This is a genomic window from Runella zeae DSM 19591 (assembly GCF_000423565.1).
Classification (GTDB): domain Bacteria; phylum Bacteroidota; class Bacteroidia; order Cytophagales; family Spirosomataceae; genus Runella; species Runella zeae.
Genome location: NZ_KE384036.1, coordinates 413,209 through 426,283, shown reverse-complemented (window position 1 = coordinate 426,283; position 13,075 = coordinate 413,209). Strand labels below are relative to the sequence as shown.

10 protein-coding genes are annotated in these 13,075 nt (G+C 43.0%); 9 read left to right on the top strand and 1 reads right to left on the bottom strand.

Annotated features, from left to right (window positions below; translation table 11 throughout):
* Window positions 1-3 precede the first annotated feature (3 nt).
* Window positions 4-372, bottom strand: a complete 369-nt coding sequence (locus tag G563_RS0120310) for a PadR family transcriptional regulator (RefSeq protein WP_037327713.1) — start codon at window positions 370-372, stop codon at window positions 4-6.
* Window positions 373-701: 329 nt separating this feature from the next.
* On the opposite strand from G563_RS0120310, the gene G563_RS0120305 reads away from it, so the two are divergent.
* From G563_RS0120305 to secA, 9 genes are all read left to right on the top strand, one after another.
* On the top strand, window positions 702-1,271 hold the full coding sequence (locus G563_RS0120305) for a MarC family protein (protein WP_374754529.1): 570 nt from the start codon (window positions 702-704) through the stop codon (window positions 1,269-1,271).
* A 42-nt stretch (window positions 1,272-1,313) separates the two neighbouring features.
* Window positions 1,314-2,081, top strand: a complete 768-nt coding sequence (locus G563_RS0120300) for a sulfite exporter TauE/SafE family protein (protein WP_229598540.1) — start codon at window positions 1,314-1,316, stop codon at window positions 2,079-2,081.
* A gap of 79 nt (window positions 2,082-2,160) precedes the next feature.
* Window positions 2,161-2,856, top strand: a complete 696-nt coding sequence (locus G563_RS0120295; RefSeq protein ID WP_028666920.1) for an NUDIX hydrolase — start codon at window positions 2,161-2,163, stop codon at window positions 2,854-2,856.
* A 57-nt stretch (window positions 2,857-2,913) separates the two neighbouring features.
* A complete protein-coding gene (locus G563_RS0120290; RefSeq protein ID WP_028666919.1) occupies window positions 2,914-4,548 on the top strand; it encodes a ribulokinase in 1,635 nt (544 codons plus the stop codon).
* A gap of 27 nt (window positions 4,549-4,575) precedes the next feature.
* Window positions 4,576-5,238 carry a DUF6250 domain-containing protein gene (locus G563_RS0120285; RefSeq protein WP_157585503.1) on the top strand — a complete coding sequence of 221 codons (663 nt, stop codon included), beginning with the start codon at window positions 4,576-4,578 and terminating at the stop codon, window positions 5,236-5,238.
* Between the two features lie 37 nt (window positions 5,239-5,275).
* Window positions 5,276-6,760: an L-arabinose isomerase gene (gene araA / locus G563_RS0120280; protein ID WP_028666917.1), complete on the top strand. Its 1,485-nt coding sequence runs from the start codon at window positions 5,276-5,278 to the stop codon at window positions 6,758-6,760.
* 43 nt (window positions 6,761-6,803) lie between these two features.
* Window positions 6,804-7,508, top strand: coding sequence for an L-ribulose-5-phosphate 4-epimerase (locus G563_RS0120275; RefSeq protein WP_028666916.1), 705 nt, complete (start codon window positions 6,804-6,806; stop codon window positions 7,506-7,508).
* Window positions 7,509-7,577: 69 nt separating this feature from the next.
* The gene (locus G563_RS0120270) at window positions 7,578-9,233 is read left to right on the top strand and encodes a sodium/sugar symporter (RefSeq protein ID WP_028666915.1); all 1,656 of its coding nucleotides are present in this window, start codon (window positions 7,578-7,580) and stop codon (window positions 9,231-9,233) included.
* A 307-nt stretch (window positions 9,234-9,540) separates the two neighbouring features.
* Complete coding sequence (gene secA, locus G563_RS0120265; protein ID WP_028666914.1) at window positions 9,541-12,894, top strand: preprotein translocase subunit SecA; 3,354 nt, start codon at window positions 9,541-9,543, stop codon at window positions 12,892-12,894.
* Window positions 12,895-13,075: the final 181 nt, after the last annotated feature.

Below are 13,075 nucleotides of genomic sequence, written 5' to 3'. Positions count from 1 at the left end.
CAATTAGTTGGTTGGCTGTTGCTCGCTTTTTTCTCCCAAGTCATGTGTCTTTTGCACAATCGTGTTGACGGAGTCGGAAAGCTCGACCCAAGTTTGTTGCATATCGTTCAAAAACTGCTTGCCCATTTCAGTCAATATATAATATTTGCGTGGGGGGCCAGACGAAGATTCTACCCATTTATAATCGAGCAGACCAGAGTTTTTGAGACGAGTCAAGAGTGGGTACAGCGTACCCTCCACTACCATGATTTTGGCTGCGGTCAGTTCGTCTAGCATATCGGAAGCGTAAACTTCGCCCCGAGAGATGATGTGCATGATACAAAATTCTAGAATCCCTTTTCGCATCTGCACTTGAGCGTTCTCAATATTCATGCTGTTGTCATGTTTTGAAATTTTTAGATTGACGGTCATGGCTGTAAAAAGTACAGGGAACAAGAGCAAGTATAAAAGGTCAGATGTTTTATAAGCTTCTCGCCCTCCTACACTCACTCCACATTCCCTTGCTTTGTTTTCAAATGGCTGTTAATAGGTAATCGATGGTACAAAGCTAATATAAGGTACTTTGTGATGCAAGGTACTTGGCTAGATTTTTTTTCTTAGTTTGAAGAACGGCCCAAAAAACAGATGAAAGGTCGTGAGAAAGTATAAACAAAAACCTCGTAGCTTTGCGAAGCTTTTACACCTTCATCCTTCTTAAATGTATGCCCATTCCAAACTTTAAAGAGATTGTCTCAGTCACCCTGATTTTGTTTTCGGTGATTGATATTTTGGGATCTATTCCTGTTATTATTGATTTACGTCGTAAGGCAGGAGCTATCAATGCCCGCCGCGCCACTTTTGTATCGGGTGGCTTGATGATAGCTTTCTTATACATTGGAAAAGAAATCCTTCGGCTTTTTGGGGTAGATGTCGAATCGTTTGCAGTGGCGGGAGCCTTGATTTTGTTTTTGATTGGCTTAGAGATGATTTTAGGACGCAATATTTTCAAGCATGATGCTGTCCATACCAATGCCACCTCTATTGTGCCGATTGCTTTTCCGATGATTGCGGGCGCAGGTACGATGACTACCATTTTGTCGTTGAAAGCGGCTTACCAAGAAATCAACATCATCATCGGGATTTTGATTAATCTTATTTTTATTTATTTGGTCTTACGTTCTTCGGTCTGGATTGAAAGATTATTGGGAGTAGCGGGGACAGATGTTTTACGCAAGATTTTTGGATTGATTTTGATAGCTATCTCCATCAAATTATTGAGAAGCAATATTTAAGATTGAGTGACATTTTGATTGTTTAATTTTAATCTTTTGGAGTTGGAAATTATCTTGGCGTCGTTAGCGGCATTATTGGCTGGTTTTGTAGATTCTATTGTGGGGGGAGGGGGATTGGTACAGGTTCCTGCTCTTTTTGTTTTATTTCCGCATTTTTCGGTTTCTCAAGTGATAGGCACAAACCGTTTTGCTTCATTTTTGGGCACAAGCGTGGCAGGTTATCAATATGCGCGTAAGGTAGACGTGCCGTGGAAAGTGGTGTTACTCACGGCTTTGGGTACTGCTTTGATGTCGTATTTGGGAGCAACAGTAGCAAGCCACCTGAAAGCTGAGATATTGAAGCCAATCATACTGGTACTGATGGCCGCTATTGCGATTTATACGTATGTCAATAAGCGTTTAGGGCATGAAGAAAATCCCCCTGTATCCCTTACTCGACTCCTTGGGTATGGATTGTTGATCGGGATGACAGCCGGATTTTATAATGGATTTGTGGGGCCAGGTACGGGAAGTTTACTGGTTTTTGGTTTTGTAAGTATAGTAGGGTATCAGTTTTTGAAAGCCTCTGCCATTGCCAAAATCATCAATGTAGTAGCCGATGTGTCTTCTTTGATTTTCTTTCTATGGAAGGGGTACGTAGTGTTTGAAATTGCCTTGCCAATGATGGCCTGTAACATCGTAGGTTCGTTTTTAGGAAGCCGAATGGCTATCTTGCGCGGCAATACCTTTATACGAGCCGTATTTTTGGTGGTAGTGTTTGGTTTGATACTTCGGTTTGGGTATGATGTGGTTAAAATGTTTAGTAATTAAAAAATGTTTTAATAAATTCAAGAAAATAGTTGAAAAGTAATAAAAAAGGGTCTATTATTGTGTCGAAATGACACATTTAATGAACCGCTATTTACATTCCACTCGTTTACTTGTTGCAATCGACTGTATTATATTCGGTTTTGATGGGGAAGAAATCAAACTACTGCTTATCAAAAGAAATTTTGAGCCTGAGAAAGGCAAATGGTCGTTGATGGGTGGTTTTGTGAAAGAAGAGGAAGATTTGGAGGTGGGTGCCGAACGGATTTTGTATGAGTTGACAGGGCTTGACAACATTTATGTGGAACACCTTCAAACTTATGGCAAAGTAAATCGCGATCCTGTCGAACGCACAATATCCGTTGTCTTTTTTGCTCTCATTAATATTCATGCCCACGACCAAGAATCGGTTCGGGCTCATAATGCCCAATGGATCAGCCTTAAAAATGCTCCTAAGTTGATTTTTGACCATGATAGAATGGTCGAAAATGCGCTGGAACGTTTGCGGTATAAGGCGGCACTTCATCCGATTGGTTTTGAACTATTGCCCGAAAAATTTACCATTCCTCAGCTACAAAAACTCTACGAAGCTATCTATGATATGCGTCTTGATCGGCGCAACTTTAGTCGCAAAATCTTATCGACGGGGTTATTGATAGATACAGGCGAAAAAAACGAAAATTCGGCTACTAAAAAAGCGATTCTTTACCGACTCGATAAGCAAAAATACGAGAGCAAATTCAATGCCTTTTGGTATTTCATGCCAGAGTCGTCGTAAGAGCCTTTTTGTGAGTGATAATTTAACTACTTAACCGTTAAAATTTGTTCAAAAGAAATGCAAAATCAATATGTGATAGGAGTTGACTACGGCACTGATTCAGTGCGGGCGTTGGTAGTCAATGCTCATACGGGCGAGAGCGTAGGAACCCATGTATTTGAATATCCACGTTGGAAACAAGGGCTTTATTGTGACCCGGCTATTTCTCAATTTAGGCAGCACCCTTTGGATTATTTGGAAGGGTTAGAAGCATCAATCAAAGGTGCTTTGGCGGCGGTATCGGACGAAGTACGTCAGCAAATTAAAGGTATCTCGGTAGATACTACCGGCTCAACGCCCGTAGCAGTAGATAAAAACGGCACGCCTTTGGCCCTTTTGCCTGATTTTGCCGAAAATCCTCACGGTATGTTTATTCTTTGGAAAGACCATACTGCCAATGCTGAAGCCGAAGAAATCAATGATTTGGCGCATCATTGGGACGTAGATTATACCAAATACGTAGGAGGAATCTATTCGTCGGAATGGTATTGGGCCAAAATTTTGCGAACACTTCGTACGGATGCCGCTGTTCGCCAACACGCATTTTCGTGGGTAGAGCATTGTGACTGGATTTCGGCAGTGTTGACTGGAAATACTGACCCACTATCGCTCAAACGCTCTCGTTGCGCTGCTGGACACAAAGCCATGTGGCACAATGAATTTGATGGGTTGCCCGGAGAGGAGTTTTTAGTGAAGCTAGATCCGTTGTTGGCAGGTACCAGAGACCGACTTTATACCCATACTTATACTTCTGATGAGCCTATGGGCTTTATTTCTCAAGAATGGGCTACTAAGCTGGGTTTGTCCACAAGCGTAGTGATAGGTGTCGGGGCTTTTGATGCCCACATGGGCGCGGTAGGAGCGGAGATAGAGCCTTATACTTTTGTGAGGGTGATGGGAACCTCTACCTGCGATATGTTGATTGCCCCTAATGAAGAAATCGGGCATTTGCTCATCAAAGGAATTTGTGGTCAAGTAGATGGGTCGATTGTACCCGGAATGCTAGGCATGGAAGCAGGGCAGTCGGCTTTTGGAGATGTATATGCTTGGTTTCAGAAGATAATAGTGGAACCAGTAAAAGTGCTTTTAGGAGAAGAGGCCGCACAGAACCTTAGCAAACAACTGATTCCTTATTTGTCGCAACAAGCTTCTCAACTACCCGTAACGGAGAATGACCCTATTGCCCTTGATTGGATCAATGGTCGCCGTACACCTGATGCCAACCATACCTTGAAGGCCGCTATTTCGGGGTTAAATTTAGGTACGGATGCTGTCCGAATCTTCAAAGCCTTGGTAGAAGCTACAGCCTTTGGCTCGCGGGCTATTGTCGAAAGATTTTTTAGAGAAGGAGTTTCTATCAAAAAAGTAACTGGCATAGGAGGCGTAGCTAAAAAGTCACCTTTTGTGATGCAGACGCTTGCCAATGTGCTCAATATGCCCATCAAAGCGGCGAGTGCGGATCAAGCTTGTGCGCTTGGTGCGGCTATGTGTGCGGCCGTAGCGGCAGGAATCCACCCTTCTATGGAAGTAGCCCAAAAGGCGATGGGCTCGGGATTTGATGCCGAATATCTGCCTGAAGTAGACAAAGTAGCGGTGTATCAAAATCTCTACCAAAAATATTTAACGTTAGGAGAATTTGTGGAGAAAAAATAATCGGTCAATTAATTAGGGGCTAATAGCATGGGTTTATGGTGGGTGCTTTGTTGTCTGATTTCTGGGATGGCGGTAGCTCAAAAAGCTACTTATCAGGATAATTTTGAGCAAGGGTTCAACGCTGATTTGTGGTTTGTAGAAACGCTCGATAGCGCTCACAACAGTATTTATGTCGAAAACGGGCAGATGATTATGGATGTGAATGGGGAAGCTACTATTTGGCTAAAACACGAGCTCAACTCACAATGGACTATGGAGTTTGATCGTACTGTGCTGGTATCAGGCAAGATAAACGACAGAGTAGCCAATGTTGATTTTTTTTGGCAAGTCTCTGACCCCCACTCAAGTAAAGTAATGGGGCGAAAACCTCTATTGGCAAGTTATGATTCTTTGAGTTTGTATTATGCCAAAATTGGCGCAGAAAACAACACACTGACCGAATTTGGTAAGTATCAAGCAGATCAAGAACATGTGGTGTTGCTCGAATATACTGATAAAAAGCATCTTCTGGAGGCCAATAAAGTATATCATTTTCGAATCTCAGTACAAGACCGTATCACGCAGTTGTATGTCAATGACCGACTGTTTTTTAGCTTTACTGATGAGGCACCCTTACCGAAGGGATATTTTGGGTTTAGAACTACCAAATCCAGACAATCAATTGACAATTTTAAGGTAGTTCAAAAATAAAAGTTATTAAGAAACAACTCGCTATTTATAAACAATCATGCTAAAACAATTTGAAGTCTGGTTTGTCACTGGAAGCCAGCATTTGTACGGAGAAGAGACACTTCGCCAAGTAGATGAGCATTCGTCCATAATCGCAGGGTCGTTAAATGACTCGCCTCAAATCCCCGTTAGGGTAGTATTCAAACCCGTGGTCAAAACCCCCGAAGAGATTTATGCGATTTGTCAAGAGGCCAATGTAGCGCCGGGCTGTATCGGAATCATTGCGTGGATGCATACTTTTTCGCCAGCCAAGATGTGGATACGAGGGTTGAATGTTCTCAAAAAACCATTGTTGCATTTACATACTCAATACAACCGCGACATTCCTTGGGATAGCATTGACATGGACTTTATGAACCTCAATCAATCGGCGCATGGAGATAGAGAGTTTGGATTTATCATGTCGCGGATGCGCCTCAATCGTAAAGTAGTAGTAGGGCATTGGCAGCAAGCAGACGTGATTCAAAAAATCAACGTGTGGAGCCGGGTGGCAGCCGCTAAATATGAACTACAAACCATGAAAGTGGTACGTTTTGGTGACAATATGCGCCAAGTCGCCGTGACAGATGGCGATAAAGTAGCCGCCGAAATGACCTTTGGATTTTCGGTCAATACCCACGGCGTAGGAGATTTGGTAAAATATATCAATCAAATCTCAGAAGCTGATATTTTTACGCTTATCCAAGAATATGAAGATACCTATGAACTCATGCCTTCGCTCCACAATGGAGGCCTTATGCGTCAGTCATTGATAGAAGCGGCGCGTATAGAGTTGGGTTTAAAAGCGTTTTTAGAAGAAGGTGGATTTGCGGCTTATACCAATACTTTTGAAGACCTCCACGGAATGCGGCAATTGCCTGGTATTGGTTCTCAACGTATGATGGCTGCGGGCTATGGCTATGGTGGAGAAGGAGACTGGAAAACGTCGGCTTTGGTACGTGCCCTCAAAGTAATGGCTACAGGATTGGAAGGGGGCAATTCTTTTATGGAAGATTATACCTATCATTTCGACCCTGCCAATCCCCTTGTTTTAGGCTCGCATATGTTGGAAATTTGTCCGTCGATTGCCAAAAGTAAGGTTAAGTGTGAAGTTCATCCATTAGGTATCGGCGGTAAAGAAGACCCCGTAAGGTTGGTTTTTGACGCAGCAGCAGGCCCTGCCCTCAATGTATCTTTGATTGACATGGGCAATCGTTTTCGCTTATTGGTCAATGAGGTGGAAGCCGTAGAAGTAACCGAAGCATTTCCCAAACTTCCAACCGCACGTGCCTTATGGAAACCCCAACCAAGTATGGAAGTAGGCTTACAAGCTTGGATTTTGGCAGGTGGAGCGCATCATACGGCTTATAGCCAAAACCTCAGCACCGAATACATCGAAGATTTGGCTGATATGTTTGGCGTAGAGCTAGTGGTGATTGACAAAGATACCAAGATTCGTGATTTGAAGAATCAGTTGAGATACAGCGAAGTAGCCTATAAATAAGCTAACTTTAAGCAATAACATTTTCAGGAGAAACGAATTTCTTATGAGCTTATATCAATCATTGAAACAAGAATGTTACGAAGCCAATATGCAGTTGCCTAAATTGGGCCTGGTATTATTTACTTTTGGCAACGTAAGCGCCGTTGATAGAGACAAGGCTGTTTTTGCTATCAAACCTAGCGGGGTTCCTTACGAACTTCTCAAACCCGAAGATATCGTTATCATGGATTATGATGCCAAAGTCGTGGAAGGGACAATGCGCCCTTCGTCTGATACCAAAACCCATGCGCTGCTTTACAAAACTTGGGACGACATCGGCGGTATCACTCATACCCATAGTACTTATGCGGTAGCTTGGGCACAAGCGGGGCGCGATATTCCTATCTTTGGGACTACTCATGCCGACCATACGCATCAAGACATTCCGTGTGCGGCGGTACTCTCTGACGAAATGATTCAGGGAGATTATGAGTACGAAACAGGCAATCAAATCTTTGAAGTTTTTGAAGGAAGGGGATTGTCGCACAAAGAAGTCGAAATGGTATTGCTCCAAAATCATGGGCCGTTTACTTGGGGTAAAAATGCCGAAAAATCGGTGTACAATGCAGCGGTGTTGGAAGAAGTGGCCCGTATGGCTTACTTGACTTTACAAATCAACCCTCATACCCCACGTATCAAAGACAGTTTACGCATGAAGCATTATGAACGCAAACATGGTAAAAATGCCTATTATGGGCAAGGATGCTGATTAATGTTAAACTAACCTAGCGAATTATTCCAAACCTTACCTCTTTTACCCATTCAAACCTAGCACCCTATGACCCTTGGACTCGAAACCCTAGACTACGTAATCTTTCTCGTTTATTTTGTGATTGTTTCTAGTTATGGCTATTGGATTTACAAACACAAAGGCAAACAAACCGCCGATTCAAAAGACTTCTTTTTGGCCGAAGGCTCCCTTACTTGGTGGGCAATCGGGGCTTCTATCATTGCTTCCAATATCTCCGCAGAGCAGTTTATTGGAATGAGTGGACAAGCTTTCCAATTGGGAATTGCCATTTCGGTATATGAATTGCTGGGAGGAGTGGCGCTCATTATTGTAGCGGTTTACTTTTTACCCATGTATCTCAACAACAAAATTTATACCATGCCTCAGTTTTTGTCAAAACGCTACAATGAGCGATTGGCGACTATCATGGCCGTTTTTTGGTTGTTTTTGTACATTTTCGTTAACCTCACTTCTATCATTTATTTAGGAGCATTGAGCCTCGAAAAAATGACGGGTTTTGCTTTTATGCCTTGTGCGATTTTTCTGACCACTTTTGCCGTCATTATTACCCTAGGTGGAATGAAAGTAATTGGATATACGGATGTTATTCAGGTGGTGTGCTTAATATTTGGTGGTTTGGCTACTACTTATCTAGCGCTAGATTTGTTGTCCGTAAAAGTAGGCACAGGGGCTGGAGTATTAGAAGGGCTAGGCTTGATTCGAGAAAAAGCAGATAGTCATTTACACATGATTTTTACCCCCGGCCAATACCAAGTTCATGACGGTCGTGGGGGCTTTATCGATGCCTACAATCAGCTCCCGGGTATCATGATGTTTATCATTGGGGGGCAGTGGGTCAACAATCTTAATTATTTTGGATGTAACCAATACATGACCCAACGTGCCTTAGGTGCCGACATCAACACTGCCCGTAATGGAGTACTTTTTGCCGCATTCTTGAAAATGATGATGCCTTTTATTGTGGTATTGCCTGGATTGGCTGCTTATGTATTGTTTCAAGAAAATGCCGATACCTCTATCGTAAATGGTATTACCCAAAATGGCATCGTCAAGCCAGACAATGCCTATCCTGTATTGCTCAACCTTCTTCCTGTGGGCTTGAAAGGACTGGCTTTTGCAGCCCTCACGGCGGCGATTGTGGCAAGTTTGGCAGGAAAAGCCAATAGTATTTCTACGATTTATGTATTAGATATTCACCAGAAGTTTTTCAACAAAAACCTCACCGAAAAACAAACCGTTTGGACAGGGCGCTTAGTGATTGTTATTGCTTTTATCATCGCTTTGTTGGTGAGTCCATTGTTAGCTAATTTTGGACAAGCCTTCGAATACATTCAAGTTTATACGGGCTATATTTCTCCGGGTATTTTGAGTATCTTTTTGTTGGGCTTTTTCTGGAAAAAAGCCACTGCCAATGGCGCTTTGGCAGCCGCCGTATTGAGTATTGCACTATCGGCAGTGATTGAAAATTTGTATCCTGATTTTCCATTCCTCAATCGTATGGGAGTAGTATTCTGGATTTGTTCGGCGGTGCATATTGCGATTAGTCTCGCCCAATCCAAAGGTAAAAACCAAGCCAATGCTTTTGAAGTACGTACCGAATGGTTTAAAGTTACCCCTGAGTTTCGGTATGGTGCCATTGCTGTCATTACGGCTTTTTGTTTAATTTATTGGATTTTCTGGTAAAAAAACGATATTCTCACAAAGAAAGGGGAGGAGACTCCTCTTTCTTTGTTTTAAACCATATCCGTAGACGCAAACAATCAAAAATGGCAACCTGTCAGTCACTATTTTTAACTGTCAATTTGTCTGAATAAAATATTGTGAGGCAATTATTGTTATTAAACTACTGACAAAAAGCTAACTTTGCGAAAATGTTGAACTTTAGGCGCGATATTGGTGGCGTATAAAGAACTGGCATCATTGAAACGTAAAAACGATAAACCACTGCGACCTTATACGACGATAGTTGCAGCTTATTATATATATAAAAATGATAAAATTCCTCACTAAAAGTTTTACAGGGCTCTTTGGGACGAAATCGGACCGTGACTTGAAAGAACTTACTCCCTATGTAGAAAAAGTAAATGCTGAGTTTGTTAAACTTCGCAATCTCAGCCATGATGAGTTACGTAAGGCTACTCAAGAACTCAAAACGTATATCGCAGGTCAACTTAAGTCAATAGATGACCAAATCGCGTCTCTTCGCCAGCAGATTGTTGACAATGCCGAAATGGATGTCAATCAGAAGGAAGAAATTTTTAAGCAGATTGATACTTTTATCGCCGAGCGCGACAAAGAACTTGAAAAAGTTTTGATTCAAATCCTACCAACCGCTTTTGCGATTGTGAAAGAAACCGCGCGGCGTTTCACCGAAAATGAATCGTTGGAAGTAACAGCAACCCTCCTTGACCAAGAGCTTGCTACCAAAAAAGACAATGTCAAAATCAACGGAGATAAAGCCATCTGGAGCACTACTTGGAATGTAGTAGGACATCCTATTAAATGGAACATGGTTCATTACGATGTCCAAATCATCGGGGGAACGGTGCTTCACCAAGGTAAAATCTCTGAAATGGCTACGGGTGAAGGTAAAACCCTCGTGGCTACGCTACCAGCATTCTTGAATGCGTTGTCGGGGCAGGGGGTGCATGTCGTAACTGTCAACGACTACTTGGCTCGCCGCGATAGTGAGTGGAATGGACCTCTGTTTGAATTTCACGGGTTGCGCGTGGATTGTATCGACCGTCATCAGCCCAATACTTTTGCGCGTCGTCAAGCGTACTTAGCCGATATTACTTATGGAACCAACAATGAGTTTGGTTTTGACTATCTGCGCGATAACATGGCGCATACGCCCGAAGAACTCGTACAGCGTAAACATCACTTTGCGATGGTCGATGAGGTTGACTCTGTATTGATTGATGATGCTCGTACTCCTTTGATTATCAGTGGGCCGGTGCCTCGTGGTGATGAGCAGGATTTTGCAGAATTGAAGCCTCGTGTGTCGCGCATAGTGGATGCCCAAAAACGTTTGGTGACAGATTTGCTCAACGAAGCCAAGAAAAAAATTGCGGCTGGCGATAAAAAAGAAGGTGGATTGGCGTTGTTTCGTGCGCATCGTGGATTTCCCAAATACAAGCCTCTCATTAAGTTTTTGAGTGAGACTGGGATGAAAACCCTCATGCAGGAAACCGAAAAAATCTATTTGGCCGAAAACCAGAAGTTGATGCCAGAAGCTGATGCCCCGTTGTTTTTTACCATTGAAGAAAAAAACAATAGTGTAGAGCTTACCGAAAAAGGCTTAGATTATATCACAGGAGAAGGTGAAGACCCTACTTTCTTTGTACTTCCTGATTTGTCGATTGACTTGAACGCCATCGACCAAAACCCGGATTATAATGACCAACAGAAATTGTTGCGTAAAGAAGAGGTCATCCGCGATTACTCTATCAAAACGCAACGTGTGCATACGGTACAACAATTGTTGAAGGCGTATTCTTTGTTTGAGCGGGATGTGGACTATGTACTCATGGACGGCAAAGTCAAAATCGTAGATGAGCAAACAGGCCGTATTATGGAAGGGCGTCGCTGGTCAGATGGACTTCACCAAGCCGTAGAAGCCAAAGAAAATGTGAAGGTAGAAGATGCTACTCAAACCTATGCGACTGTTACGCTCCAAAACTATTTCCGTATGTACCACAAGCTGTGTGGTATGACGGGTACAGCCCAAACGGAGGCTGGGGAGTTTTGGACAATTTATAAACTTGATGTGGTAAGTATTCCTACCAATATTCCTGTCGTACGAAAAGACGAAGAAGACAAAGTATATCGTTCAGTGCGCGAAAAATACAATGCCGTAGTAGACGAAATCGTGGAATTGGTAAGTAAGGGACGTCCTGTGTTGGTGGGTACTACTTCGGTCGAAAACTCAGAGCTACTCAGCCGGATGCTCACCTTGCGTAAGATACCTCACCAAGTATTGAACGCAAAACAACACCAACGTGAGGCCGAAATCGTAGCAGAAGCCGGTAAGCCAGGTACGGTGACGATTGCGACAAACATGGCCGGTCGGGGTACGGATATTAAACTTAGCGCTGAGGCAAAAGCGGCGGGAGGTTTGGCCATTGTAGGTACAGAGCGCCACGAAAGCCGTCGTGTAGACCGTCAGTTGAGAGGGCGTGCGGGTCGTCAAGGTGACCCTGGTACTTCTCAGTTTTTTGTATCGCTCGAAGATGGCTTGATGCGTATGTTTGGTTCTGATCGTATCGCTGGTATAATGGACCGTATGGGCCTTGAAGAAGGTGAGGTGATTCAGCATTCAATGGTGACCAAGTCGATTGAGCGTGCACAAATCAAAGTAGAAGAAAACAACTTTGGTATTCGTAAACGCTTGCTCGAATACGACGACGTGATGAACATGCAGCGCGAAAACATCTACAAACGTCGCCGCAATGCTTTGTTTGGAGATCGCTTGTCGATTGACATCGCTGATACGCTTTATGAAGTTTGTAACGAAATCATCACCAATACCGAAAGTAACTACGAAGAATTGGAATTGGCGGTCATTACTAACTTTGGAATTGAGCCACCTTTCCAGCGTGATGAATACAATAAGTTGAAGCCAGAACAGCGCGTACAACGATTGTACAACGCTGCTGAACAACATTATGCCCAAAAGAATAAAGTTATCTCTGAACAAGTAGTACCCGTACTTAAACAAATTGCTGCTGATCATGGCGGGACAATTCAGGAGATTGTGATTCCGTTTACGGATGGTATCAAGGGTACTCAAATCGGCGTAAACTTACAGAGAGCTATCGATACCAATGGTCGTGAGATTGTACGTGAAATGGAGAAATTTGTGGTACTTTCACTCATCGACCAAGAATGGAAAGAACACCTCCGCGACATGGACGATTTGAAACAGTCTGTTCAGAATGCGGCTTATGAGCAAAAAGATCCATTGTTGATTTATAAGTTTGAATCGGTGGAGCTATTTAAGCGTCTCATGACTAAGATTAACTTTGAGACTATCAGCTTCTTGATGAAGACTTATATTCCGCAGGAAGAAGAGCCTCAACAGCCCGCCCCTCGCCCGGCACGTCGTGCCCCCGAACCCAAACTACAAACCAATCGCGTAGAGGAAGAAGAAGAAGAGGTAGGGGGACCTAATGCTTATGCAGCTCGCCAAGTCGAAAAACAAGCCCCTGTACGCTCTATCAAAATCGCCGACCGTAACCAAAAAGTGACCGTTCAGTACCGTGACGGGCGCGTGGTGAAAGATGTGAAGTACAAAAAGGTAGAACACGAAGTGGAAAGGGGTGATTGTGTGGTAATTGCGTAAAAAAATATAAAAAATGTGACCTTATTCCTTTGCTCACGTCTTAAGTATAGAGTTTTTCATAACGTTGAGTAAAGATATTAAATCCGAATGGGCTTCCTGTTCGGATTTTTTTTTTGCCCTTAAACTGCTATTATTGTTGTATCGAATTTGACCGATTTACTTCTGCACAACGACTAACCTA